Origin of the sequence: Pelagimonas sp., from assembly GCF_050633425.1 — a bacterium.
Lineage (GTDB): Bacteria > Pseudomonadota > Alphaproteobacteria > Rhodobacterales > Rhodobacteraceae > Pelagimonas.
In genome coordinates this window covers 15,502-42,362 of sequence record NZ_JBOEGM010000021.1, presented here as the reverse complement: position 1 = coordinate 42,362, position 26,861 = coordinate 15,502, and the positions used below count along the sequence as shown (strand labels likewise).

Here is a 26,861-nt window from a genome sequence, read left to right as displayed (position 1 = left end):
TTGTTTTCGAGACTGTCGGAAAGTGTGTCGTAACAAGGAAACTCTGCAATGCCTGATGTTATAGGGTACAACAAAAAAGCTTTTGATCACATTTCAGCTTTCCCCAAGATTTTCACTTGAGAAGCATTGCCTGCATTTTGATATTACAGAGTCGGGTGCCTCAGCCGATGCTGCGACCTTTAACGCTGGGGTAAATACCCACAGCCATCATAATACACACGGCCACCACGGCCACCATGGCCACCACGGACGATACGAAGACGAGGGCGACTCGGGACAATCCGGGGTGATAGCACGTTTTCCAAAGGTGAGCTGAAGGAAGAGGTAACCGGTGATATTTATCTTGAAACGGCGCACCTTCTCACGGCCGCTAATGGGGACGTTATAACCCTTTACCGGGTTGAGATTGATAACAAGCACGAAGGCTGGGTGAGCGACGGCGAACTGGATCCTGGTGTCACATACACAGTCACATCTGTGTCGGACGTCACCGATGAAAACGCGCCAGACTACAACGATCTTGTGGATGTGACTGCCGGATCTAAGTTCGAGTACGAAATTATCGGCTCCAACGATGATGACCAGATCACTGCCGGTGCCGACAACGATTATGTCCAAGGTGGTTCTGGCGATGATACCATTTTCGGAAATGATGGTGACGACCGCATTGTCGGGGATGGCGCGGGGCTCGTCACCAAGACCATAGACCGAACCAATTTTTCCGATACATCAAACGGTTACACAGTGACTGCAACAAATATTGTTGCGGGGCAGCAAACAACCGCCAGCGTGTCCAACATAGACGTTCATGGCAGCGGTTTTTTTGGCGCAGGTGGGACCGTTTCAGATAGCGATAGTGGCGTTCACCAACAAATTGGTTTCGACAAAGCGTCGGGCCTGAGTGAAAACGTAACGATCAATTTTGACACGGCCACAACAGAGGCGTCCTTTGACTATATTCACTTGTACTCGTCGTATTATGGCGAAGTCGGGCATTGGGCAATTTATAACGATGGCCAGCTGGTCGCCGAAGGCGATTTTGAGGAAAGTGTTCCTGGCCGCGGATATGGTACGATCGACATTGCGGGACATGGCCAGTTTGATCAGCTCGTCATTTCATCAAACATGCAATCTGATGGGTCGGATGGCTCAGATTTCGGTCTGACAACTGTTAGCTTCTCGGCGCCGGATGGCGAAGGAACCGGTCACGATAGCCTTGATGGCGGCGACGGGCACGACACACTGTTGGGTGGGGCCGGTAACGACACGCTCTCAGGCGGGGAGGGCGATGACTACATCGAGGGGGGCGAAGGCAACGACGTTCTTAGCACCGGCATTGGCAATGACACATTGGTCGGCGGCAGCGGCAATGACGCGCTGTACAACTCGGCTGGGGATGACAGCCTATTGGGTGGCAGTGGTGACGACACGATCGTCGCCACGCTTGGCAATGACACCCTAGAGGGCGGCGACGGCAATGACAGTTTGGACGGCGGCGCCGATAACGACAGTATTTTGGGGGGCGAGGGGGATGACTATGCCCTTGGCGGCGAAGGCAACGATACTCTGTCTGGCGGCGGCGGGCAGGATACGCTCCATGGTGGTGACGGGGACGATTTCATCGAAGGTGGTGCCGGTGATGACTTCCTAACCACGGGCCTTGGGAACGACACGCTTGACGGTGGTGATGGGAACGACGTGCTGCACAATTCCGCCGGCGACGATAGTCTTGTCGGCGGAAGCGGTGATGACACGATTGTTGCCACACTTGGCAATGACACGCTGGAAGGGGGGGACGGCAACGATAGCCTCGATGGCGGTGCTGATAACGACAGCCTCGTTGGTGGCACGGGTGACGACCACCTTACAGGTGGTGATGGCGACGATATCTTTGTCTACACAGCTGGCGATGGCCGTGACACGATCTCGGACTTCAATGCAGGAAATACCGGTACTCTGCGTGATGGTGACAGCACAAATAACGATTTCATTGATCTCAGTGCATTTTATGATCACATCCAAGAATTGCATGCAGACCAAGCTGATGATGGGGTTCTCAACCAGTCCAACGATGGCGTTGATGGGGTCGATTACTCTGATAATACGAGCTTTGGCACCGGGGCGCTCACCTTCACCGGAGCAAGTGCAGATGGCACCAGCTTTACAGCAGAAAACACCGGGGTGATCTGCTTTGCGATGGGAACCGCCATTCGCACCCCAAAGGGAGAGGTCCTAGTTGAAGATCTAAAAACCGGAGACCTGGTCACGACTATGGACAATGGGCCCCAGCGTATCCGCTGGATTGGTCACCGTTCCGTTGAAAATGACTTGCTGAGATCGAATCCCAAGCTAAAGCCGGTTTTGGTTCCCAAAGGCGTTTTAGGGGCTAAACGCACTCTCGGTTTGTCCCGGCAGCATTCCGTGTTGATCGGCCGCGACCATTTGGTTCGGGCGGCTCACCTTGTTGATACCAGGGGGCTGCCAGTGCGAATTGCGCATGGGAAAAAACGGATAACCTATTTTCATCTCATGTTTGATGCGCATCAGATTGTGTTTGCTGAAGGGGTCGCCTCTGAAAGCTTCTATCCAGGGACGCGGGCCCTACGGGCGTTAACGTTGGACGCATACTTTCGGTTGCGGATTGCATTTCCAAAACTCTCGCGAACCCAAGATTCCTTGAGCTTTTCAGAGGTCTATGGCCCAAGCGCCCGCGTCTTTGCCAAACGTAGGGACGTCCAGCACATCATGGAACGGTCACATCGGTACGCATCTGTCTATTGCTAACAGGGCAGCACGCAAGACAGCCGTACCGATTGCGTGCCCGCTAGGGGCAGACCATGGGAACTCAGTTTTTCAATTGAATAACCGGCGTTAGTCACTTTCTTGAACCTGCGTTTGAGTACAATGCTGAAGGTTCCGTTTGGGTGTCAGATCTTCGCACAACGGGCAACGCTCCGCCGTCAAATCGCCTTTCAAAGAATGACACGCGTAGATCGCCGGTGTCTTACCGGCGACCCTTTCGTTTGTTTTTCCAAAACGGCGGCACGTCTCCGGCCATGATACAGCCGTAAGGATCGATATAATCTTCGATCTCCGCAAGCCCGTAGGATTTGATTTGGGCCACGACGCTGTCTGCACTCTTGTAGCTGGATGGCAGCTCAGATGCATCAACGCCGCCAGCGTGGAAACGCACATCCAACCCCTCGGTTTCAGCCGCCAGCAACTGTTCAGGCGTAACAGCTCCCATCCGGCGTTTATGCTCGGACCGTGAATAGTTGCGCCCGGCACCGTGCGGGCTGAAACCAAGTCCATTCTTGGTGTCTTGTCCCCGCACGACCAAAACCGGTTCGGACATGTTCAACGGAATGAGCGTCAGCCCCGTCGCGTCCATGGCATAACCATCCCAAGCAGGGGTCGCCCCTTTGCCGTGATAAAACAAATCGTCCCGTTTGAAGACGAAGTTATGTTCATTCCAAAACCGATCACCCATGTCGCCCAGTTTAGCGGTTTCGACTGTCGCTTGGTGGATGGCGTTATGGTTGGCCTTGGTCCATTTGCGGATCAATTGAAGGGCCTCCCAATAGTCGCGCCCTTCTTCGACATCGGCCGGAATCCAAGCGTTTTGTTTGGCCGTTTCAGGCGAAAGTTGTTTGCGAAACCTCTCGGCGACATGCATGCCGGTTTTGTATAGAGCAGCCCCAGGGCCACGTGATCCATGATGGGTCACCATGGCTGTGCGCCCGGTCTTGCGCGACCGACCGACAAAGAGGAAATGGTTCCCATCGCCCTGTGTCCCCATATGTTCTTGCGCCATGCGCACTGTTTTGGGGCTGTTCAAAAACGGGTTTTCCCGAAACACGTCCAAGAGCTTGAGAGATGTGGTGAAACGCTTGCCTTGCGCCCGGCCGCCGGGGCCAAAATGCGTCACGGATTGCGCCGCATCCAGCACAGCTTTTGGATCGGCATTGCCCAGATCAGAGATCATCACCGAACAACATATGTCAGCGGAATGCATCCCCGGATGGATGGCATTGCGCGCAGCCACCACACCGCCAACCGGAATCGTGCCAATCGGACCGGCCGGGCATGCATCGGGCATGATCGCCCCCGCAGCGATTGTCGGCGTCTGCATCACGGCGGTCATGGTTTCGCGCACTTTGCTTACGTTGTGTTGTTCGTCTGGGTGCTCCACGTCAATGTTCTCGGTAAACGGGATTTCCCCCGGTGTGCGCAAGGCCATAGTGGCAGGAGGCGGGGCGATCTCGCTCGCCAGTTCTGCGCGGATGCGGACAAGGCCGTAGCCTTCGGCGCGCAAATCATTTGCCTTGGCCAAAAGTGTTGGAAATTGCTTGCCGGGACGGTGGCCCCAGTCTTTCAAGTGGTCCCCTGTCACAGGATAACCTTGCAGGTCTTTGCTCATCATCTCATCTCACTCTTCAATGGTCCCGGCGACAAAGGTGAAGAAACTTGGAAGACTCGCCCCGCATCTGAATGGGCAGATGCGTTTTCCGTCTGGGCTCTGGCTAGGAGGGGAGTTGAACCCACTCAGTCTTTCCGTTCTGATGCCATGTAGTTCCTTCGGCATTCGCCGGGTTTTCCTTTCAATTCATTTATTTCGAAACCGGAGGACAAGGGGTCGTGAGAGGCCTTTCGGCGGTCGTTTTATAGCGATGTACTCTCACGTGCATTCCCCCGGATATAATTAGGCTCGGTCGGTTGTGTGCGATCCGACGTCATCTTTTACTTGGGTCAGAGCGCTTGTCATTGGTCTCACACCCACTGGTTCTCCGACGCTATAGCGCTGATGAAACATGATATGATCCTGCCGCCTCTGCTCTGACAATGAGCGCTCTTATGTGTTGTTTCACCGGCATTCGCCGCGTCTTATCCTTTGTTAAGTTCCTCGGGCGATCCGTCGCCCGAGGTGATGTTACAAGTCGATCTTCTCGATCTCTCGAACCCAATGGTCCGATCCGCTTTGACCTTTGGCAAAGGCCGCGATCTGGTCAAAGACCGCATCCGAAAACCCGCCGACATTCAGCACGTCTGTGCGTGTCTGGGCCTGCGTGTTCCCATAGGGTGCCAGGTCAATGCAGACCAATTTGGCGTTGGGATTTCGACGTTTGATCGTTTCCCACTCGCGCATCATTGCGGTGCCTTGCCCCGTATTTTTAGTGTCCACACAGGATTGGTTGTCAGACACAAACACCACCAGATCCGGAGCGCGACCGCGCTTATTTAGCCAAACGAGCGGCGCGGCACAGTTGGTGCCGCCGCCAGCCAAACGGGCCAGGCGTTCGGCGTTGGTCAGAACCGCGTCACGCGGACGAAGACGTATTTCTCGTACGTCATAATCGAACGGCAAGACTTGGCATCCCTTGTTGGCGCGCTGGAGCGCAGCGGCCATAAGGGCCGCAACATCCACATGCCGCAGGACCGAGGTCGCCCCGGGGCGATGCCCCGTCAACGGCCAGGTCATGGAACCTGAAACATCAGGGCACACAACCACTTGGCCGTAAACCTTGGGCACGTTGAACAGCGCGCTTTCCATTGCATCATGCAGCGCATCCACGATTTCGTGTGGCATGTCTGCCGCGATGTTTTGGGCTGTCACCATCAGCTGATAAGGGAGCGCTCGTGCCTTGACGATCGCATTGGTGTTGTTAAGAAGGGTGGCCACATGGTCGATATTCCTGCGCACACCGAACACGCCATGACGGTGAAACGTGTTCAGGTTCTGACGAACCATCTGCCACGATCCTTTGCGCGCCAATCGAGCCCACTGGTGGGATGTCAGTTTAAGCTGCGTCAGCATCTGAAACGGAACATCCGGCATCCGGCCTTTCCCGGTCGTTTTAAATGCCAGCCAGTCCTGCACCTCCTGCGGCAGCCGTGCCGCATCGCACGGCCGCCCGAGTATCCAGGAAAACAAGGCTTCCCGTTCGGCTGTTGCCGGCTTTGGGTGCACCATTTTGATCACATCCGCCAAGGACGGGTCGTTGCCAATATTGGTCAAGAGCAAGGCGCGATCCGTGGCGGTGTTTAGCCAGTTTTGCACCATTGCCTTGGGGGCAGATCCCAGTGACTTACGCCCTGTCTGGCCCGAACGGATCACTTGAACAAAGCCCCGCAACATTTTGCCGTTGTCCACCACGCGACCAAAGGTTGCACGAAACAATACAGGATCACGGCGCGCCAACGCGGCGAGCAAAACCACAGGCATATCCTTCATATACCCGCGCTGTCGGGCATATATCGCGGCCTGGGCCAAGAGGCGCGGGTCCAATTTTTCAGCCAGATCAACGACTTGCCCCAGCTCATCCTGAGCGCTTTGATAGAACATGCCGCCGAAGGTCCCGGTCACAGCCGCTTGGGCCAAGGCATGCGCATCGGAATAAGCGTAGGCCGGAGCGCCCTCGGCGTTCTTCACAGTCGCTTTGGGCAGCAACCGGCCTTTCATCGATGCAAACACGGATTTGTTTGCCATTGCTTTCGTCCTTCCTTGTTGATGAGACGTTTTTGACATGAAAGAGGTGCTGGTCCGAGAAAGATCGAAAAATCCTGCAGTCCATTGAAATTAATGGTGTATTTTGAGTGTTGACCGAAATGCGCCGCAAAAATACTATATAGAAAGATATAGATTTATCGAATTGGATAGTGCGTGAAGAATGTAGTGATTGGCTTTCTCGGAACGCAACTTGATATGGGTAAAAAGCGGCGTTGGCGGCCGACGGTCAGTCTTGTCAGCCATGACCACTTCCATGTTGATCGGCTCGAAATTCTATATGACATGAGGTTTCATCGCCTCGCTAAACAGGTGCAGCGTGATATCGAAGTGGCATCGCCCGAAACAGAGGTCCTACTTCGGCAACTTGACCTGACAGACCCTTGGGATTTTCAGGAAGTCTATGGCAAGCTGTTTGATTTTGCGCGCTCATACGGGTTTGACGAAGACCGCGAACGCTATCATGTGCACCTGACCACCGGAACGCATGTGGCTCAGATTTGCTGGTTTTTGCTCACTGAAAGCCGTCATGTGCCTGCACAGTTGATCCAGACGGGTCCGCCGGGGCGAGATGAGGCAACCCCAAGCTTTGACATTATTGATCTGGACCTCAGCCGGTACAACGCGCTGCAGCAGCGGTTTGACCAGTTGTCGAGAGAGCACAGTGATCAGCTGAAGGGAGGGATCGCAACGCGTAACCCGGCATATAATGAGTTGATCGACAAAATTGAGCTTGTCGCGAGCAACTCCGATGCGCCGATCCTGCTTTTGGGAGAGACAGGTACCGGAAAGACAGAGTTGGCCGGGCGCATTCACGGTCTCAAACTTGATCGCCGCCGCGTCAAAGGGCGTCTGGTTCATGTGAATTGCGCGACACTGAATGGCCCGGATGGGATGGCGATGTTGTTTGGTCAGCGGCGCTCCTATCTTGGGGTCGCGGGAACTGAGCGGAGCGGAGTGTTGCGTGAAGCCGATGGCGGGGTCTTGTTTCTGGATGACGTCGATGAATTGAATGCCAATATGCAGTCTGTTTTGCTGCATGCCACCGAAACCGGTCGGTTTTATCCGCTGGGTTCGGATCACGAGATTTCGAGCCGGTTTCACCTTATCGCAGGCGCAAACCGAGACTTGCGCAGTTTGGCTGCCTCAGGTCAATTTCGCCCAGATCTGCTTGCCCGATTGAACATGTGGAGCTTTACATTGCCTGCGCTTCGCACCCGAGTTGAGGACATTGAGGCAAATTTGCTGCACGAGTTGGAGCGCTGCGAAAGGGACTTGGGGACGCATGTCGGTTTCAATACCGATGCGCGTGACCAGTTTTTGAGGTTCGCCCAAGATCCCGCGACCCAATGGCCGGGCAACTTTCGGGATTTTTCAGGTTCAATCCGTCGTTTGTGCACACTTGCCCCCCGAGGTCGGATCACAAAGGCCATGGTTGCAGCCGAAATCGAAACGCTGCAAGCCGATTGGAAATCCGCACAGTCCAACGATGATTTCAAGCTGGTTGCAGACGTGATGGGCGACGCTGCCTCCGATGTGGATCCCTTCGATCTGGTTCAGTTGGCGCATGTCATCCGAACCTGCCGAAACGCCTCAAGTCTGAGCGCGTCGGGCCGTGCTTTGTTTGCGGTGTCCCGTGGTAAGCGGAAAACCCAGAACGACGCAGACAGGCTGCGAAAATACTTGGCGAAGTTTGGTTTGGACTGGGGGGCGATGTAATCTCGTTGCCCGGTTGGAGGGCAGAGTATTCGGCCCGCCCGTTGCCAGGCTATTCTGCCGCAACGCCTTGCAACGGCAAAATCAAACCAGACGCCTGGGCCGCGTCATAAGGGTTGGAACTGTTGGTCAACAACCATCCTTGAATCTGCGCCGGGCTGAATGTCTGACCTCCTAAATGCCGTTCAAAAAGCAGGGCCAAGTCATGCTCATCGGGAAAGAAGCGCGCAAACAAACGTCGCGCTGTCGCTGCGCCAACGAGGCCAAGTTCGACATGAACATCGGCGCGGCCGGGGCGAATGAGGGCGGGATCTAGCTTGTCCTTGTGGTTCGTCGTCATGATCAGCGCACGCCCTTCCTGAGCTGCCACGCCATCAATGGCATTGAGCAACCCCGAGAAGCTGACGCCTGTGCGTTTCTCTCCGCCCTCGCGTTGAGCGAAAACGGCGTCGATATCTTCGATCGCGATCAATGATCCGGCTGGGGCGCACATCATAGCTTCACGCAGATCATCATCTGTCAGACCCGAACGCCCAATATCAAGTGTGGCGATATCCAGCGAAACCTCAGATGCCAAGGCACGAATAAGACTGGATTTTCCCGTTCCAGGAGGTCCGTGAAAAAGGTATCCACGCCGCCACGGAATACCGCGTTCAGCGTACCAATCATTGGCGCGATAAAACCAACGCATGTCGGTTAGCACGCTCTCGATGCGATCATCATCCACAAGCACAGTCTTGATAGAGCGACGCGGTACATCGCCAACGTGATCCCACCAGTCGCCCTTCAAAATATGGAGGCCCGGACCGACCCGGTCCTTGGTCTGAGCAACCTCTTTCCCGGTTTCGATCCAGCCAAGAATGGTCTCTACTTTGCCAAAAAGGACGGTCACTTGCAGCACTTCCATCGGGCGTTGGTTCTGGGCCGCCCCGATTTTTGACTTCTCGTCGATGTCGCGTTCCAAACGGCAGAGCTTGCCGCCCGAAAAGAACCAATGCCGCCCCGGAGCAGGCCCAAAGCCCTTGGTGCCGCTGGCCCATCTTCCGTCCGTCATACGGACATGCCGAGAGCGGGCCAAAACCCTGTTTTGCTCCATCCAGATGCAAAAATAGCGATAGGTTGGGCTCCGATTGTCCAGCGTCAGGCTGACCCAAATGCGTTTATCCAGCGCATGATAGAGAGCGATCAGTGTCGTACGCAAAAAGGCCGCTATGACCCCAAACACACCAAGCGCCAAACCTCCGGCGAAAAGGTCGCTTGCAAAGGCATTGGTCAGGATTGGAACGAGTATCTCCATGCTATGGCTTCCCATCTTCGCGAAACTGATGACCTTTGAAACATCTGACAGCGTTCCCGCGCTCTAACCTATGGTGCAGTTGGTTTGTTGTGGACCTTTGCGCGTCTTCTTGCGCTGCGACCTGCGCTGCCATCAATTGGCGTAGCCGTTCCAGAGCCAGCGATTTGTTGCGATGCTGAGAGCGTTCTTCACGCGCCACCGCCGTCAGGCCAGTCGGTTTGTGCACAACGCGGACGGCGCTATCCGTCGTGTTTTGGTGCTGTCCACCGGGGCCACCAGCGCGAAAGGTTTCGACTGAAACGTCCCGTTCGTACAGGCGCTTTGGGGCGAGGGCGGGCGCGGGCAGGTCGATTACGCCGACAAACCAGTTGGCCCGATTGTGCTGAACGCGAAGATTGCTTTTGGCGCGCCACCGGATCGTGCCGCGCCAACGGTTTGCAAAGGCGTTTCGCTGTGCCCCGCTGATCAGCACCACAGCTGATTTGAAACCGTGCCGTGTGCGTGAACCACTTGCGTCGAAATCAATCGCAAAGAGTTCAGCCTCGTTGCGCATGGCGTTCAGCACATGCGCAACGGCTTGTTGGCATTCTACCGGGCCGTTCCCACTGGTGACCAGAAGGGCGATGCATGTTGTGTCCGTCATGACCGCCCCCCTGCGCGCGTCTTCTTGAAGGTCAGGAGCGGATGAAACTCAGCCACGCGATGCGCCGCACCTGTGCGTTCCAAATCCTCAGCAACAGACTTGGACGATTTGTAAGCAAGGGGGGCCTCTTCAATGAGCAGATCGCGGTCCTCACACAGAACGCGCCCGCCGAACGGTGTGCGTTTCATGGCCTCTAAATCGGACTTTTTCGCCCGAACACGGCCGTGCATGGATGATCTGTCGTACCGCCGACCCGCGCCGTGAGCGAGGCTGCCCAACGCATCCGCATGGTCATTGGAGGACATTAAATAACTTGCGCTCGCCCGCGATCCAGCAAGCGGTACCAGTCGTTGATCAGCAACCGCTGCGCCTTTTCGGTGCAGCCAGCCTCCTTTCTCGGGGGTCAACAGGTTATGTGGCGCATCAACAAGCAAAGTCAGATCAGCGCGCAAGGAAACAGCGGCCCGTTCTGCGATAATCTGACGGTTTAGGCTGGCCCAGCGAACCGCTCGGTCGTGATCTTGCAGGTAAAGCTGCGCCGCGTCCTCCGTGGCAAGCAGGCCGGCAAACGCCCCGTTGGGGACAGAGTTCAGGATCGCATTGCCAAATCCGCGTGATCCCGAATGCACCAACAGATAAAGGCGCGTTTTGTCGAGACCAGTGTTCGCGTCGACTTCGGACAGGGTTTGGATTTCACAAAAGTGATTGCCACCGCCCACCGTACCAAGCGCTTTTGCGAACAGATCAGCAGGCAGGTCGGCTTGTTCGAGTCGACCACGCTGATCCGATGATGCGGGTTGCTCAAGGCAACGCAGTCGGCGCAGCGCCTTTTCGAGCTTGAATTTCCGCCAAGGCAGATCAAGTTGAAACAGCGACATGCCACACCCGATGTCGCTTCCAATCAACTGTGGGAAAATGCGATTTGCCAAAATTGCACAGCCAACCGGCCCATATTTACCGGGGTGTAGATCAGGAAAAGCCGCGACTTTTTGCACGCCAGTCCAAGTGCTGATGTCGTCCAGTTGTTGTTCGGCCTGTCCTTCGATCCAAGCCGCAGAAGTATAGAATTTAGTGATGATGCCGTCGCTGAGCACAGCTGACGCGCGACCATCCAAGACAGAATTGCCCATGTGATAGTACCCAAATACAAATGTAGAGGCACCGGCCGTGCGCCGGTGAATTGGATCAAACCTGACCAGATTTCAGATTAGGAGTTGATCGGCCCAGAAAGGGTGAAATGACGAATAAGCATGTTTGGTCCCTTTCCTAGTTTTGGGTTACGACTTGGGTCCAAGGGACCAATTTGTGCCTTCGTGTATTGGGTAACTGTGATTCTTTCAAAGGATTTTGATGGCGGCCGTGTTGACGTGTGATTTTTTAGTAACACTCATGTGCCCAAACGGCGACAGGGACCTAACCCTTGAGAACGGCACTGATGCGATGTGCTTGCCATGCTTTGAGAACCCGCAACTGCGTCTGGCACGGCATCCTAGGGAAAGGCATTATGATCGCAAGGGGGATGAAAAATTTTAATTTATTCAGATGCTTGAAGCTCTTAGCGGCTCAGATCGCTTTTCTGGTTTGGGCGGCTTGGCGCAAAGGCTTTTAACCGACCCAATATCGAGCCAGCCTTAGGCCAGTACCAAACCAGTATCGGGAAGGTATCGCAGGCGCGTTGCGTTGCATCAAAACACCTTATGGGTGGCGTCATTTGGCGCGAGGTTCGGCAATACCACCGGCCATTCCCGATGAGGCAGAGAGCATGGATCACTCAGAGTGTTATGATCTGTCTCGCTGCCTCATCGGGAATTTGTGGCCTCTGGGGGGAAGGCTGTAAATGGGGCGCTGACTCTATGTCTTCACTTCCGACCTTTGGTCAGCATTGGTTGATTGAGTGTCAGGATCGATTTTCGCAACAGTCGACGGGGCCAACGCAATGAGATTCATCAACGGGCCGACGCCTTTGGGGTCATCACAAACGCAGGTTTCGGAAATGTAATACTCGGCGCTGCCATCCCTGAAACGGTTTTGATACATACCCAGCCCGGCCACATGACATGTCCGATACATTTCTAACCCGCCGTCGGGCTTATGCCTTAACGACTGGGTCAGCAGTTGTTGGATCATCTCCTCAGTATCACCATGCCAAAGGTGCAGGTTTTGCGCCTTCTTCAATGCGTAAACGAACATGGCCGAGGCAGATGTTTCCTCCCAGTTTCCAGGAAGGTCGGGTTGATCGATGACTTGTAGCCAGAGACCGGATTCCTGGCGCAAGGTGACGGCTTTAATCAGCAAATCCATCGTTTGTTGCTTCAAGGGTGCGAAACGGGCAGGGCCAACCAACTCGGCAATATCCACCAATGCCATGGCCAACCAGCCAATGGCCCGTGCCCAATGGGCTTTGGGGTGGCCTGTTTTTGGATCTGCCCAAGGCTGTTTGCGAGCCTCGTCAAAGGCATGCGCATACAGGCCAGTTTCGGGCACATAAGTTTGGCGCAAGGCTTTTTCAACTTGCGTCAAAGCATCCGAAACCAATGCGTCGTTTTGGGTACGAAGCCCGTAGGACATTTGAAATGGGGGGCACATGTACAACCCGTCCAACCAAACCTGCCATGGATAACGCAGCTTGTGCCAATACACGCCTGACTTGGTGCGCGGTTGGGTGACCAGCTGATCAATCAACAGATCGGCATAGCCCAGCCATTTTTTGTCGCCCGTTACCTCATGGAGGTACATAAGCGCCCGACCTGAAAGGATATTGTCGATATTGTAATCGCTGACGTTATAGCCCGAGAGGCTCGGACCAGCTTGCAATTGTGGGTCAATCAACCTCATCAAATGGTCAAGCCATTTGGCGTCGCCTGTGGCGCGGTGCAAGGCCTCTAAGCCGCCATAAACCAGTCCATCTTCGTAGCACCAGTTCCCGGCCTTGTACGGCTTGTGATGCGTGGCATAGCTGTCAAAATAGTCCATCAACATAGGGTTGGATCTTTCTCGAAATCGATTTCGGTGATGCTGCCATCAACGTTGGCAAACTCGGCCCAAACACTCGCATGGCGCATGGATGGCACCGACAGGGACATCAGCGGTACGTCAGGCGTGGCATTGGCCGCATAGGACACGGCAACATCACACAATTGCACGCCGGTTACGGGGGCCTCTGGCAGGCCCAAAACGGCAGCAGCAGCCGTTGTGACACCCTGAGCAGTGACACGTTTCATGGTGATGTTGCGGATGCTCGGGGTGGTTTCGTCAACCGGAGCGGGGGTGCGGGTTTGTACCCAATCCGCCTTGCCATCTGGATCACAAAAGTAAAACGCGTTGATAGCCAGCGGTGTTGGGACGTCGACCATATCGACATCCGTCAAGTGAATGTCGGACACTTCACCGCCGCGTCCGCGGCGCGTTTTGATCCGCAACCCGCGGTCGGTTGCCAAAAACTGGCATTTGGAAATGGTGACATCGTGAATACCGCCAGACATTTCTGATCCGATGACAACGGCACCATGTCCGCGTTCCATCAGGCAATGCTGAATGACGATATCTCGGGTCGGGGCCAGATGGAGGTTTTTGCCCGTCCCACGTTTGCCCGCCTTGATCGCAATACAATCGTCGCCCACAGAGAAATGCAACGCGGTCAAGGTAACCGACTTGCAGCTTTCTGGGTTTAGCCCGTCCGTATTTGGACTATTGGGCGGGTTTTGTATCGAGAGGTTCGAACAATGCAGGTTCTCGCATAGGTAGGGATGCACCGTCCAAGAGGGTGAATTGCAGATCGTCACACCTGAGAGCACCACATCGTTGCAATAGGCGAGATGTACCGTGCGCGGGCGACGCGCTCCGTTGCGTGTTTCTTTTGGCCACTGCCACCAGTCGCCCGTATCGCCGCCACCGTCGATCACGCCGGCACCCGTAATTGTAAGATTGTGACAATCAATGGCCGTCACCAAGGCCGCATGGCTGGAATCGGGCAAGCCTTCCCAGCTTCCGAGGGTTCGGCCGTTTTCATCCAACGCGTTCAGAATTGGCCAAGCGGCCCGGTTCCCTATGGCGCTCAAACGGCATCCGCGCTCCAAAAGGAGGGTCATATTCGGTTTTAAAAACAATGGGGCGGTGTTGAATGTGCCCGGTCTAACCCGCAACGTCCCACCTTCGGGCACGGCACGGATTGCCTTTTGTAGGGCATGGCTGTTGTCAGAGGAGTCTGGCGAAGCGCCATAATCGCTAGCGTCGACTAAGCCCGTGCAGGCCGGTGTTTTGATCTGCAGTGACCCCAAATCGCATTTGAAGTCATAGGTGGTTTCAGGGTGAAGCCCCTCAAGAAAAATCCCGACGCGATCCGACGATCCTGACTGCACGGTGGCACCTGCCGCATCGGTTAGGACCCAGTCCAGATGCTGCGGCAATGTGAATTTTGCGCCATCCGGCACGACAATAAGAGAGATCGTCCTTGCTGTGACAGCAAGGATTTTGGGCATCGACATAGTTTTTCCTGTTCGCGGAGGTGGGGTGCCGAATAGCCCGGCACCCCGTTTGGTGATTAGCCTGCGATATCGGCCAGAGCCTCTTCGATGGCATAGATCATGTCATCAGCAGCGGTGGCCGCATCAATTTCGCCATAGGCAAACAGCTCGAGATTGTCTTGCATCGCGCTGCGCACATCAGGGAATTCCATCATTGGGTGGATGGCTGGCCCTTCGGCATTGATAACTTTGGCTTGGGCATCAATCTGAACTTGTTTGATCGCGTCAGCACCAAGCAATTGATCGCGTGCTGCCATGGATGCAGGAACCCCACGGGCTGTTCCCATTGCGGCAACGCCTTCGGATTCATTCAGCATGCAGTTAACAATCTGCGCCGCAGCTTCCTTGTTAGGAGAGTTGGCGGAGATCGAGAACACCATCGACGCTTTGCGATACACACCAGGCGTTTTTTGACCATCTTGGCTCAGCAAGCCGTGGTAGACGACTTCCTGGTCATCGTTCAGCGGCTTGGTGATCTTGAAGTAGGTCGAATCCCACTGATACGTGCCAGCGATATGACCGTCGGCCCAAAGTGGGTTTTCGTGCAATTTAACATTGCCCGCGCCCGCGACGTCTTTCCAAGACGGAATGACATGGTTGTCGACCAGCTTCTGATAGAACTCGATCGCGTCAGTCAGCTCCTCTTTGGTCCAGCTAAGCTTGTGCGTTTCGGGGTCGATCAACGCTTTGCCGGTCTTTTGGGTGCCGTAGATGGTCATGATCAGCGCGGCATCAAGCTTTGCGCCTTCAAACGGATAGTAATCATCGCCAAGCTTGTCCTTGAAGATCGGACCCGCTGCCAACAATTCTTCCCAGGTGTTTGGAACGTCCAACCCGGCCTTGGCATAGGTGGTTTTGTTAAACACAAACAACCGGCCCGTGGTCGAGATAGGCAGGCCGTTCAGCTTGCCGGCCATCGAACCCGCGTCGATTTGGGCGGCATCCCAGCTGGATAGATCAATGATGTCAGACAGTTCATTAAGATCGGCCAGGCCAGTTCCGTCGGTGGAGTAGATCGACAGCCAAGGCCAGTTGACCTGCATGATGTCGGCTTCGGTGCCACCGGCGATTTGGGTTGTCAGCTTCTCGTAGTGACCGGACCAGCCCGTGAACTCAGGCTTGATCGTATGGCCATGCTTGTCGCCGCAGATTTTGAGCGCTTCTTGGGTTGCTGTATGGCGGCTGTCACCACCCCACCAGCTCATCCGCAATTCTGCGGCCTGAGCGGCCCCTGTCAGTGCTGTTGTGGCCATTACCAGGCCGATTATTTTGGATTTCATTGTCATTCTCCTCCCAAAAGAAATTGTGTTAATTCGACGCAATGGAGATATTTGCTCCGCTGTCTGCGTCGAAAAGATGGATGTGAGATCCAATCGGTTTCAGGCCGACCTGATCGCCACGGTTGAGCGTGTTGTCAAAACGCTCGGACGGAATGACCGCCACAAAATCTGCATCGCCAATGCGAGCGTGCAGGTTAACTTCATGCCCCATGAATTCGAGATTGGTGATCTCGGCGGTGAAGGCATTGTCAGTGCCGCTTTTCACCACTTGGAGCTGTTGTGGGCGAATGCCCAGTGTCACATTGCCAGTCACGTTTTTCACCCGCTCGGACAGGCCGTGATCGACGGTGATGCGTTGGCCGTGAAGCTCAAGCACCGGGGCGTCGCCGGGTGTGAAAACGGCAGGCACCAAGTTCATCTCAGGCATTCCGATAAATCCGGCAACAAAGGCATTTGCGGGCCGTTCGTATAGGGTTTCAGGGTCCGCAACCTGCATGATATGGCCGTCTTTCATCACGCAAATCCGGTCGCCCATGGTCATGGCTTCGACTTGGTCATGGGTGACATAAACCACTGTTGCAGGCCGACCTTCGGCGCGCAGGCGTTTGTGCAAGTCGGTGATACGCACCCGCATCGAGGCCCGCAGTTTGGCGTCAAGGTTCGACAAAGGTTCGTCAAACAAGAACACCTCAGGGGCTTTGATCAATGCGCGGCCCAGGGCAACCCGTTGGGCCTGTCCACCGGACAGCTGTTTGGGCAACCGGTCGAGCAATTCTTCGATTTGCAACACCCCCGAAACCTCGTTGGTGGCGGCTTCGATCTGGTCTTTGGGTTGGCGTTTAAGCTTGAGCCCAAAAGACAGGTTCCGACGGACCTTCATATGCGGATAGAGCGCGTAGTTCTGGAACACCATCGCAATGCCGCGCTTGCCTGGAACCAGATCATTTACGATCTTATCGCCGATGTGGATTTCACCGCCCGATATGGTTTCAAGTCCGGCAATCATGCGCAAAGTTGTCGATTTTGCGCATCCCGATGGTCCTACGAGCACCATGAATTCGCCCTCGGCCACCTCCAAATCGATGCCATGCACAGCCTTGAAGCCGTTGCCGTACGTCTTTTCGACGGATTTTAGATGCAGCTCGGCCATCAGCCTTTTACCCCTCCGGTAGAGATCCCTTCGATGAAATATTTCTGGGCGAGGAAGAATACGGTGAGTGACGGGATCAATGTCAGCACCGACATCGCAAGGATTTGGTTCCAGGCGAAAGCCTCGGTTGTGTCGATGCTCAGCTTGAGGGCCAGAGACACCGGGTACTTATCGACCGAGCTGATATAGATCAGCGGGCCAAGAAAGTCGTTCATTGTCCACATGAATTGGAACAGGCAGACGGATATGATCGCCGGGGCCAGCATCGGGACAACAATATAGATGAGCGTTTGTAGAGTGTTCGCTCCGTCGACACGGGCTGCTTCCTCCATGTCGCGTGGAATGGCGCGCAGGAACTGGATCACCATGAAGACAAAGAAGGCATCCCCGGCAAGCGCTGATGGCACCCACAGCGGCAGGAAACTATCCAACCAGCCAATGTCACGAAACAGCAGGTATTGCGGAATACGTGTGACCACATTGGGAAGCAGCAGCGTCGCAATCACGGTGGCGAACAGAAACTTTTTGCCAGGAAACTCAAAGCGAGCAAAGCCATAAGCCACAAGCGTGCAGGAGATGGCGGTCCCGATCACCTTGGGGATGATGATCCACAAGGAGTTGAGGAAAAAGTGCCCAAAGGTATACGGCGTGGAAGTTTTCCACCCATCTATGTAGCCCTGCAAGGTTGGAGCATTGGGCCAAAAAGACGGGCTTGAGAACATCTCAGCGTTGGTTTTGAACGACGCCCCGATCATCCAGATCAGCGGGTAGACCATGATCAGACCGATAAGGGCGAGAACGCCGTACCGGAACGTTGCGCTGATTTTGGCACGGCGTTGCAACTTGCGTTGTAAGGCGTCGGCGGTTGTTTGTGCGGTAGTAGATTGACTGGTCATGGTTCAATTCCTCTTGTCGCCGGCGTAGTAGACCCATTTTTTGGAGGACCAAAAGGCGATGAGGGTCAGGACCATGATGATGCAGAACAGGACCCAAGAGATGGCCGAGGCATAGCCCATGTCGAAACTCTTGAACGCCTTGTCGTAGATATAGAGAGGCAGCAGATAGGTGGATTTTAGCGGACCGCCCTCGGTGATGATGTAGGGGCCGTTGAATTCCTGAAACGCTTGCACTGTTTGCATGATCAGATTGAAAAAGATGACCGGTGTGATCAAGGGCAGGGTGATGTGGCGGAAAGTCTGCCACGGTCCGGCCCCATCAATCGACGCGGCTTCATAGAGAGATCTGTCAACGGACTGGAGCGCTGCTAGAAAGATCACCATGGCTGATCCGAACTGCCAGATGCGCAGTAAGGTAATGGTAAACAACGCATTTCCGGGATCGCCGAACCAGTTGATTGGCTCTCCTCCAAAACTGGTTATGACCATATTCATCAGGCCTGTGTTGGCAAAGATGTAGCGCCACAAAACAGCAATCGCGATCGAACCACCAAGGATGGATGGCACATAATACGCGGTGCGGAAGAAGTTGATCCCGCGCAGCCGGTAGTTCAGGACAACCGCGATAAACAGCGCAAAAACAAGTTTTAGCGGCACTGTCGTGAACACATATAAGAGCGTCACGGACAGTGATTTGTCAAAGGTGCGGTCTCGGGTGAAGAGCTTTTCGTAGTTCTTGGTGCCGACCCATTCCGGGCTCGACAACAGGTCATAATCTGTGAAGCTCAGGTAAAATGACGCCACAAACGGAAAGGCAATGAACAGCACCAATCCGATCATGTAGGGGGCGACATACCAAAGCCCTAGATATTTGCTATCTCCCCCCATTAGGCAGCCCCAACCAGGGTTTCGGGCAACCACGACGCAGTGGCGAAGAGCATCTGGTCAAACATGTTTTGAGCTTCCTTTGTAGGTAAAGGTGCGACGAGCGGGTCAGATTGAAACAGGTCAAACAAAGCGGATCTGTCTTCTTGAAGTGTCGCACTGAGCAAGTTGGTCTGGCGGTTTGCGTGATCAGAAACAACCGACAATAGTGAGTTTGGCAACCTGCCTGCGAAGACAGGCTTGACGCCCAACCCAGAAAACGCCGCGTTTGTTTCTACAATGGCGCCCAATGGTAGGCCGTCAACTTGCCCGGTGTTAGGTAAATTGACGTTGCTGATAAATGGCGTGCCATGCATCAGGGCTGCGATTTGGTCGATCAGGGATTCGTCGGATTTTTTGGCAACCAGGTCTGTTTGGCCCTGTTGCATTGATTCTGCGCGCGCCAGTTTGGCGGCCCGATCGCGTATGCGATATTCTACAGGCGTAAGCGCAAATCCCCAGCGTCCGGGGTTTGACAGATATTCGTCGACGGGCAGAAACTCGGCCAGATGTCGGTCGCCAGCGGCGGCTGGCACTCCGAACCGACGTAGAAGATCAAAGGCCACAAGGTTGTTGCTACCGAAGAACAAGCTGTGTTCCGCATCATTGCCAGGTTCGGTTTGTGACCAGCCCGTTGTCGAATGCTCCGCAACAAAGGCGCGGTAGGCCGGCATCATGTCACGCCCTGCCAGTGAAATCTGATCCACAAAAGTGAAATGATTGATGCCAAGAACGTTCACCTCGACATCGTGGTGATCATACTGTGCGTCACCGATTTCGCGATTGGCGATCCAAGCGACTTGCCGGCGAATCTTGGTGACTTCGTGGCATTCACCCCAGGCACAAATGCCAGGGAAGGCTGCATAAAGCGCGCCTGTCAGAACGCTCATCGGGTTTGTTAGGTTGCAAACACGTGCCGTCGGGGCGTGGTCGCGAATGGCGGTGCCGATTTGATACATCATCGGAATGGAGCGCAGCGCGCGCACAAATCCACCGGGGCCAACCGTATCCCCAACGGCTTGGGGAATGCCAAAGCTGGCTGGGATTTTGATATCCTGCGCCATGTCTTCGAAGCTGCCGGGCAGGATCGAAATCACAACGATATCAGCGCCGTTCAGCGTTTCTGCCAACGTAGAGCAGGCGCGGTAGCGTGCGGGCGAGCCACGTGACACGCTTGCGAATCGGTTGCCGATTTCGGCATTTCGCTGCGCCGCGTCTTTATCCAGATCATAGAGCCGCACTTGGGCCGCGAGGCGCGTATCATATGCCAAATCTGACATCAGGCCCATTGCCCAATTCAACGAACCACCGCCAATATAGGCGATCTGAACTGGTATATGTTTATCTGACGTATGCATCATGTAACATCAAATTCGGATTGTGACATCCGAACTGACTTCTCCCCCCTTAGTCGTTTGGGAAAATGGCCTGTTTATTGGCCCGATCCCATGTATTTGACTGTAGTATGCTAGATTGAGCTCGAAAATGCCGTTATACAGACAAAATGATGGACGAAAACGAACATTCCCCGCTGAGCCACATCCCTCCCAGCTCTCTCAAGCTGCAATTGGTGCGACCCACCATCAAAATGGTGCATGATCGCAAGTGGCAAATCGACAAAGTGAATCCGACTCATGATCTGGTCATTTGCCTGCGCGGCGGTGGAAATTACTATATGGAAGGGAATGCCAACCCTATCAATTTGCGCCCGGGTGACGTGATGCTAATCCCCGCATCCACTAGGTTTCGGGGGACGCATTTTGGGGGCGAAGAGGTGTTCACGGGCATCGCGCAGCACTTTACGTTGCAGCTTTTTGAAAGCGACGATTTGCTGTCCAAAATGGACTTGCGCCCCTCGGTGCGGATGAGCAGTTGGCCAGTTCTGGCCCCTTTGATGCAGCACTATAGAGATTCGGCTCCGCATGGCCGTACGACCGTGGCCCAGCACCACCAATTTATGGTGTTTCTGCTGGCCTTCCTTGAGGAGGCGTTTCTGGGCTGGCAGGCAAAAGAGCAGACCCCAAACAGCCAAGACCAGCTCTCGGTGCAAATCATGCAAGTGGCCTCGCGCTTGTCTGCAGATTTGATGGGGGCCGATGCGTATGATGTTTTGGATGAGGTTCCTTATAACCCGGATTATTTCCGGCGTGCTTTTAAGGAACGCATGGGGGTGACACCGCATAAATTTCGCGAGCTCAAACGCATGGAGTTCGCGGCTGGTCGTCTGGGGACGGGTCTTTCGGTCAAGGCGGTTGCCGCCGAAGTTGGCTTTAACGATCCCTACTTTTTCAGTAGGATGTTTAAGCGCTATTTAGGGGCGAGCCCCTCAAGTTACAAACCGGGCGGAGAGCGTGGCGGCACGCTCTCCGGTTAGATGATCATCAAGTGTTTGAAAATTAGGACTGCAACGAGCGAAGCGTGTTTTGCGCGCCGTTTTGCACCAATGCGCAATAGGCCTCGGTTACCGAGGTGCGAAAACCGGGGTTTTGAGCCAATTCTGGGTCAAAGACTTCAGCAACCGACAGCAGCGCGGCGACCTTTGCGGTGTCGTCTTCGGCCTGATCGGAAATGGTCTTGAGGCGCTCCGCCAAAGGATCACGCACATCAATGTCATTCCCTTTCTCATCGACGCCCCCGACATAGCGAAGCCAAGCGGCCACCGCCAAGCAAAGCCCTTTGGGCACATGCCCTGACGCAAGGTTATCGCGAATGGTCCCAAGCAGGCGTTGCGGCAATTTTTGACTGCCATCCATGGCGATTTGCCACGTTTTGTGCCGAATAGCGGTGTCGCGATAGCGGGCCAACAGAGTGGCACAGTAGTCCTCAAGGTCTTCACCTTGGGGGCGGGGCACCGTTGGAGTGATTTCTTCGCGCCACAGTGCCGTACAAAACGCGGCAAAGGCTGGGTCCGCCACCGTGTCGGAAATCGTTTCATATCCGCCCAGATAACCAAGATAGGCAAGCGCAGAATGTGTCCCGTTGAGGCAACGCAATTTCATCAATTCATGGGCATCGACATTGGCAACAAATTGCGCGCCTGCCGCGTCCCAGTTGGGGCGTCCCTGGACGAAATCGTCTTCGATCACCCATTGGCGAAAGCTCTCGTGAACCACGCATGCTGGATCATGGTAACCAGCGCGTTGGGCCAATGCGTCGATGTCATTATCGGTTGTTGCGGGTGTGATCCGGTCAACCATCGTTGATGGGAAGCGAACCGTTTGCCCAATCCAATCTGCAAGATCAGGATCAAGCGCACGGGCAAAATCCAGGACCACACCGCGCATTAACGCGCCATTGGCGGGCAGGTTGTCACAGGTCAAAACTGTGAAAGGGGCCGTGTTGTTGCGACGCCGATCCAGCAAGGCGGCGACAATGAAACCGACCGCAGATCGTGGCGTCTGAATTGCCGAAAGGTCATGTTTGATGTCCGGATGATCTAGATTCAAATCTCCGGTAGCTGGGTTGTGGCAATACCCTTTTTCGGTGATCGTCAAAGACACGATTTGAACATTCGGGTCCGACATTCTTGCGATCACTTGTCCGGGATTTTCTGGCGCTACCAAAACTTCGGATACCGAGCCGATGACCCGATCCGACCCGCCGGTTTCCGCCAATGTCACCGATGTAAAGCACCCGCCCTGGGGTTGCATATGATCGCGTGCTGTTGGGCTTCGCAGACTGACGGCGCAAATGCCCCAATCGCCGCCTTGAGCCTCCATGGCCTCTTGGGTGTAGACCGCGTTAAATGCGCGGAAAAACGCACCGGGGCCAAGGTGGACGATCCCGATACGTGGTGCGTCGCCTTGGCGGGTTAGTCGGTGTGAGGTCGTTTCGGGGGGCAATTGCGGTTCCTCTTTTGCGGTATGGGCACATGCCGGGCAACACCTAGTTTGCCCGACGTGTAAGACGTTAGCGTAAATCACCCATTGGGATCATGTCCATGTCAGTGAAATCGACATTGTCCCCGGCCATCGCCCAACAGAACGAATAAGACCCAGTCCCAGCGCCACTATGGATCGACCATGGTGGAGAAATCACCGCCTCTTCGTTTGCCATAACGATGTGGCGCGTCTCGTCTGGTTTGCCCATGAAATGGAACACCCGCTGATCTTCGCTCAGGTCAAAGTAGAGATAGGCCTCCATCCGGCGATCATGGGTATGGGCGGGCATTGTGTTCCAGACCGACCCTTTGGCAAATTGCGTGTAACCCATCAACAATTGGCAGCTGTCGCAGACATCGGGGTGCAGCAGCTGGATGATAACCCGTTCATTCGCAGTTTCCGGCGAACCCAGTTCAACCCGTTTTGCATCGGCAATGCGGATCAGCTTGGTCGGGCAGGTGCGATGGGCCGGGGCGGACAGCACATAAAAACGACCGCCAGTGAAGGTGATCGGTCCGGCACCCTTACCAATATACAGCACTTCGCCTTGGCCCGGTGCAAAGGTCTCACCTGCGACCGTAATTTCACCGTCATCGGCGAGATTCAGGATGCCCATTTCACGGCGATCCAAGAACGATGGCGTGCCGGTTTCAGGCACGTTATCCAGCGTCAAAGGCCCGTCGGATGGCACTACAGATCCAAGGATCAGACGATCATAGTGGGAATAGACCAGTTTGATTTCACCGGGTTGGAAAAGGCCGTCAACGTGGAAATGATCCCGTAGCCCTTGCGTGTCCAAAGTTTTGGCCGTGGCGGGGTCGATGGCGTATCGGGTTTGGGCAGTGGTCATCTGGTGGCCTTTCACAGAAAATCGTCGCGGCGTGGGGTAAAGGTGTCGATCAACTCACCGGCATCGAGGCAGGTACAGCCATGTGTCGCGCCGGAGGGAATGACAAAACTGTCCCCCGGACCGACGTCAAAGCTTTTGTCTTCGAGAGTGAAGGTGAACCGACCCGATTTTACATAGGTCGATTGGATGTGTGGATGGCTGTGCAAGGCCCCTTGTGCGCCTTGCTCAAAGCCGAAGGACACGACCATAAGCTCAGGTTCCTGAGACAAAACTTGGCGGGTCACTCCAGTGTCTGGGTGTGCGATGGGATAGGTTTTTATCATAAGGGACCTCAGTGAAACAAAGCGGGAAGCCAGAGCGAAATGGCTGGGATGTATGTGACCATCATCAACACAGCGATTGCAGCGATGTAAAACGGCCAGATTGAGCGGATGACTTCTGAGATGCGGACCTTGCCGACCGCGCAACCAACAAACAGCACCGCGCCAACCGGTGGTGTGCAAAGCCCAATACCAAGGTTGAGGATCAAAATGATGCCGAATTGGACAGGGTCAATGCCATAGGCCGTGGCCACCGGCAGGAAGATCGGCGTTGTGATCACGATCAATGGAGACATATCCATAAAGGTGCCAAGCATCAGCAAGATCACGTTCAACAGCAACAGGATCACGATCGGATTTTGGCTGAGCCCTTTCATCCAAAGCACCAGGTCGCTTGGCACTTTGAGATAGGCCAAGAGCCAACCAAAGGCCGCTGCTGACCCGATGACCAGCAATACCATCGAAGATGTGCGCACCGCTGCTGTGGTTGCGGCAACAAACTCATCCCATGGCAAGGACCGATAGACAAATATGGTGACGACAATGGCGTAAATCACCGCGATACAAGAGCTTTCGGAGGCGGTGAAAATACCAGATCGTACGCCGCCAAAGATAATCGCAACGAGGATCAGGCCCGGAGTCGCACTGAGCAAAAGGCCCACAACAGCGCGTGCGCCGGGGAAGGGCTCTGTTGGATAGCCGCGTCGTTTGGCCACCCACCATGCGGCGACCATCAGGCCAAATGCCAGAAGCAAACCGGGAATGATCCCGGCGGTAAACAGGTCAGCAATAGAGATTTTGCCGCCAGCCGAGATCGAATAAATGATCAGGTTGTGTGACGGCGGGAGCATCAGGGCGATAATGGATGAGGTCACGGTGACGTTGACCGCATAGTCGCGCCCATAGCCGCGCTTTTCCATTTGCGGGATCATCAAACCGCCAATGGCGGACGCATCAGCCGCAGCTGAGCCAGAAATGCCGCCAAACAGAACTGAGGCGGTGATGTTCACTTGCCCCAGCCCGCCGCGCATATGTCCGACTGCGGCCCCTGCTAAGGCAACGAGCCGTCGGGCGATATCCCCGCGGACCATAAGTTCGCCTGCAAAGATGAAGAACGGGATCGCCAAAAGGGCAAAGACAGAAATGCCAGAGTTCAGCCGTTGAAACACCACCACCGGCGGCAAGCCGATGTAAGCAATGGTGGCAAAGCTGGCAACCCCAAGACAAAATGCGACCGGAGTGCCGATCAGCAAAAGCACGGAAAACGTGCCAAAAAGAACCCAAAGTTCCATGGTTTATTCCTCGATGGGGTCGTCGCCAAATCGGGCCGTGCGCAGGCCGACAAAACGGCGCAAGAGACGCTCAACCGACAGCAGGGTCATCAGAATCCCACCAGTGATCAGCGAAAAGAAGGTTGTGGCACCTGTAATACCCAGATTTGGGATCGTCGTTGACCACGCGTTGGAGGCGAGCTGCCATCCATAAAAAATCATGCCGGTCGCAAAGGCGATTACGACAATATCCGACAGGTAATGAAACAACGTCACGACCCGGTCTGGCAGGATGTAAAGCAATACATCAAAGCTTAGGTGGTTACCTTCGCGAACACCGACAGCGGCTCCGAGAAAAATGAACCAACCCATTAACAGGATTGAAGTTGTTTCTGTCCAGGTCGGGGTGTCGTTAAGTACAAATCGCCCCCAGACCTGCCATCCGATCAAGGCCGTCATCATAACAAGCCCGGCCGCTGCCATCCATAGGATGACGCGGGACATCGCGGCAAGATACCGCGACAGTGTGAGAACTTTGTCTTGCATAGTTTTTCCCAAAAATAAGGGCAGGATGAAACCTGTTCATCCTGCCCAAGGGATTAAGATTACTCGACTGCGCGAATGGCTTCGACCAACGACTTGAGTTTCTCAGAGGTCACGTGCTTTTCATAGACTGGCACCATGGCATCCATGAAAGGCTGCTTGTCGATGTCGTCGATGATTTCAACACCAGCGGCGCGCACTTTTTCTTCAGACGCCGCTTCGCGAGCAGCCCACAAGTCGCGCATGACAGGGACAGAATCCTTGGCAGCCTGGCGAACCAGTGCCTGATCATCCGCTGACAGTTTGCCCCAAGAGGCCTTACTCATAACCAGAATTTCTGGTACGATAAGGTGTTGATCAAGCGTGTAGTGCCCGGCAACTTCGAAATGGCCTGAGCTTTCAAAAGAGGGCCAGTTGTTTTCCGCGCCGTCAATAACACCGGTTTGGATGGATGAGTATACTTCGCCGTAGGGCAGTGGAGTTGCGTTGCCGCCCAAAGCGTCAACCATGTCGACAAAGACGTCAGATTGCATCACGCGGAACTTCAGCCCCTTGATGTCATCAATCGACGTGATTGGTTTTTGGCTGTTGTAAAAGCTGCGCGATCCGCCATCGAAATAGGCAAGCCCAACGAGGTTGTGGTTTTCAAATTCCGACAGGATTTGATCGCCAACGGCCCCGTCAACAACGTTGTGCATGTGATCGGTGCCGCGGAAGATATAGGGCAGCGAGAATACTTTGGTCTCTTCGATGATGTTGTTGAACGGGCCAAGCGAAACGCGGTTAAGGTCAATCACACCAAGCTGTGTTTGCTCGATTGTGTCTTTCTCTTCACCAAGCTGTGCCGAGTGAAATACCTCAACGCAGAGACGGCCGCCCGAACGTTCTTCCAGCAACGATCCCATATGCTGGACAGCTGCAACAGTCGGATAGCCATCAGGGTGCGTATCGGACGAACGCAGCGTGATTTCGCAGGCATATCCTGTCGACGTCAGAGCGACGCTGGCAAGCAATGCTGCTGTGGTTGTTTTAATGATGTTCATGGTCTTCCTCCCAAAAAGT

At 54.8% G+C, this 26,861-nt stretch carries 21 protein-coding genes; 3 read left to right on the top strand and 18 right to left on the bottom strand.

Features of this window, described 5'->3' with window-relative positions:
• The first annotated feature begins 429 nt into the window (after positions 1-429).
• Positions 430-2,784, top strand: coding sequence for a Hint domain-containing protein (locus ACRBB0_RS18055; RefSeq protein WP_431375854.1), 2,355 nt, complete (start codon positions 430-432; stop codon positions 2,782-2,784).
• A gap of 220 nt (positions 2,785-3,004) precedes the next feature.
• On the opposite strand, the gene ACRBB0_RS18050 is transcribed toward ACRBB0_RS18055, so the two are convergent.
• The gene (locus ACRBB0_RS18050) at positions 3,005-4,420 is read right to left on the bottom strand and encodes an RtcB family protein (protein ID WP_431375853.1); all 1,416 of its coding nucleotides are present in this window, start codon (positions 4,418-4,420) and stop codon (positions 3,005-3,007) included.
• Positions 4,421-4,930: 510 nt separating this feature from the next.
• Positions 4,931-6,487 carry an RNA-binding protein gene (locus tag ACRBB0_RS18045; RefSeq protein ID WP_431375852.1) on the bottom strand — a complete coding sequence of 519 codons (1,557 nt, stop codon included), beginning with the start codon at positions 6,485-6,487 and terminating at the stop codon, positions 4,931-4,933.
• 174 nt (positions 6,488-6,661) lie between these two features.
• Between ACRBB0_RS18045 and rtcR the strand changes: the two genes are divergently transcribed.
• Positions 6,662-8,224, top strand: a complete 1,563-nt coding sequence (gene rtcR / locus ACRBB0_RS18040; RefSeq protein ID WP_431375851.1) for an RNA repair transcriptional activator RtcR — start codon at positions 6,662-6,664, stop codon at positions 8,222-8,224.
• Between the two features lie 49 nt (positions 8,225-8,273).
• On the opposite strand, the gene ACRBB0_RS18035 is transcribed toward rtcR, so the two are convergent.
• The 10 genes from ACRBB0_RS18035 to ACRBB0_RS17990 form a co-directional block, all read right to left on the bottom strand.
• The gene (locus tag ACRBB0_RS18035) at positions 8,274-9,518 is read right to left on the bottom strand and encodes an AAA family ATPase (RefSeq protein WP_431375850.1); all 1,245 of its coding nucleotides are present in this window, start codon (positions 9,516-9,518) and stop codon (positions 8,274-8,276) included.
• Position 9,519: 1 nt separating this feature from the next.
• On the bottom strand, positions 9,520-10,161 hold the full coding sequence (prfH, locus tag ACRBB0_RS18030; RefSeq protein WP_431375849.1) for a peptide chain release factor H: 642 nt from the start codon (positions 10,159-10,161) through the stop codon (positions 9,520-9,522).
• Positions 10,158-11,291: an RNA ligase RtcB family protein gene (locus ACRBB0_RS18025; RefSeq protein WP_431375848.1), complete on the bottom strand. Its 1,134-nt coding sequence runs from the start codon at positions 11,289-11,291 to the stop codon at positions 10,158-10,160. The genes prfH and ACRBB0_RS18025 overlap by 4 nt, the downstream gene beginning before the upstream one ends.
• A 721-nt stretch (positions 11,292-12,012) precedes the next feature.
• Complete coding sequence (locus ACRBB0_RS18020; RefSeq protein WP_431375847.1) at positions 12,013-13,140, bottom strand: glycoside hydrolase family 88/105 protein; 1,128 nt, start codon at positions 13,138-13,140, stop codon at positions 12,013-12,015.
• Positions 13,134-14,645 carry a glycoside hydrolase family 28 protein gene (locus ACRBB0_RS18015; RefSeq protein WP_431375846.1) on the bottom strand — a complete coding sequence of 504 codons (1,512 nt, stop codon included), beginning with the start codon at positions 14,643-14,645 and terminating at the stop codon, positions 13,134-13,136. The genes ACRBB0_RS18020 and ACRBB0_RS18015 overlap by 7 nt, the downstream gene beginning before the upstream one ends.
• Before the next feature lie 56 nt (positions 14,646-14,701).
• On the bottom strand, positions 14,702-15,964 hold the full coding sequence (locus ACRBB0_RS18010) for an ABC transporter substrate-binding protein (RefSeq protein ID WP_431375845.1): 1,263 nt from the start codon (positions 15,962-15,964) through the stop codon (positions 14,702-14,704).
• 28 nt (positions 15,965-15,992) lie between these two features.
• Positions 15,993-17,114: an ABC transporter ATP-binding protein gene (locus ACRBB0_RS18005; protein WP_431375844.1), complete on the bottom strand. Its 1,122-nt coding sequence runs from the start codon at positions 17,112-17,114 to the stop codon at positions 15,993-15,995.
• On the bottom strand, positions 17,114-18,010 hold the full coding sequence (locus tag ACRBB0_RS18000; RefSeq protein ID WP_431375843.1) for a carbohydrate ABC transporter permease: 897 nt from the start codon (positions 18,008-18,010) through the stop codon (positions 17,114-17,116). Before ACRBB0_RS18000 ends, ACRBB0_RS18005 begins: the two co-directional genes overlap by 1 nt.
• A gap of 3 nt (positions 18,011-18,013) precedes the next feature.
• Positions 18,014-18,898, bottom strand: a complete 885-nt coding sequence (locus ACRBB0_RS17995; RefSeq protein WP_431375842.1) for a carbohydrate ABC transporter permease — start codon at positions 18,896-18,898, stop codon at positions 18,014-18,016.
• A complete protein-coding gene (locus ACRBB0_RS17990) occupies positions 18,898-20,295 on the bottom strand; it encodes an alpha-galactosidase (protein ID WP_431375841.1) in 1,398 nt (465 codons plus the stop codon). The genes ACRBB0_RS17995 and ACRBB0_RS17990 overlap by 1 nt, the downstream gene beginning before the upstream one ends.
• A 143-nt stretch (positions 20,296-20,438) precedes the next feature.
• On the opposite strand from ACRBB0_RS17990, the gene ACRBB0_RS17985 reads away from it, so the two are divergent.
• Entirely contained in the window at positions 20,439-21,308 is an 870-nt protein-coding gene (locus ACRBB0_RS17985; protein WP_431375840.1) for a helix-turn-helix domain-containing protein, read from the top strand.
• Between the two features lie 22 nt (positions 21,309-21,330).
• Here the strand turns inward: ACRBB0_RS17985 and ACRBB0_RS17980 are convergent, their stop codons facing one another.
• The 6 genes from ACRBB0_RS17980 to ACRBB0_RS17955 form a co-directional block, all read right to left on the bottom strand.
• Positions 21,331-22,776, bottom strand: coding sequence for a mannitol dehydrogenase family protein (locus ACRBB0_RS17980; protein ID WP_431375839.1), 1,446 nt, complete (start codon positions 22,774-22,776; stop codon positions 21,331-21,333).
• 67 nt (positions 22,777-22,843) lie between these two features.
• The gene (gene kduI / locus ACRBB0_RS17975) at positions 22,844-23,665 is read right to left on the bottom strand and encodes a 5-dehydro-4-deoxy-D-glucuronate isomerase (RefSeq protein ID WP_431375838.1); all 822 of its coding nucleotides are present in this window, start codon (positions 23,663-23,665) and stop codon (positions 22,844-22,846) included.
• A gap of 11 nt (positions 23,666-23,676) precedes the next feature.
• Positions 23,677-23,988, bottom strand: a complete 312-nt coding sequence (locus ACRBB0_RS17970; protein WP_431375837.1) for a cupin domain-containing protein — start codon at positions 23,986-23,988, stop codon at positions 23,677-23,679.
• Positions 23,989-23,996: 8 nt separating this feature from the next.
• Positions 23,997-25,277: a TRAP transporter large permease gene (locus ACRBB0_RS17965; protein ID WP_431375836.1), complete on the bottom strand. Its 1,281-nt coding sequence runs from the start codon at positions 25,275-25,277 to the stop codon at positions 23,997-23,999.
• 3 nt (positions 25,278-25,280) lie between these two features.
• Positions 25,281-25,802, bottom strand: a complete 522-nt coding sequence (locus ACRBB0_RS17960) for a TRAP transporter small permease (RefSeq protein ID WP_431375835.1) — start codon at positions 25,800-25,802, stop codon at positions 25,281-25,283.
• Positions 25,803-25,861: 59 nt separating this feature from the next.
• Positions 25,862-26,842: a TRAP transporter substrate-binding protein gene (locus tag ACRBB0_RS17955; RefSeq protein WP_431375834.1), complete on the bottom strand. Its 981-nt coding sequence runs from the start codon at positions 26,840-26,842 to the stop codon at positions 25,862-25,864.
• Between the last annotated feature and the right edge of the window lie 19 nt (positions 26,843-26,861).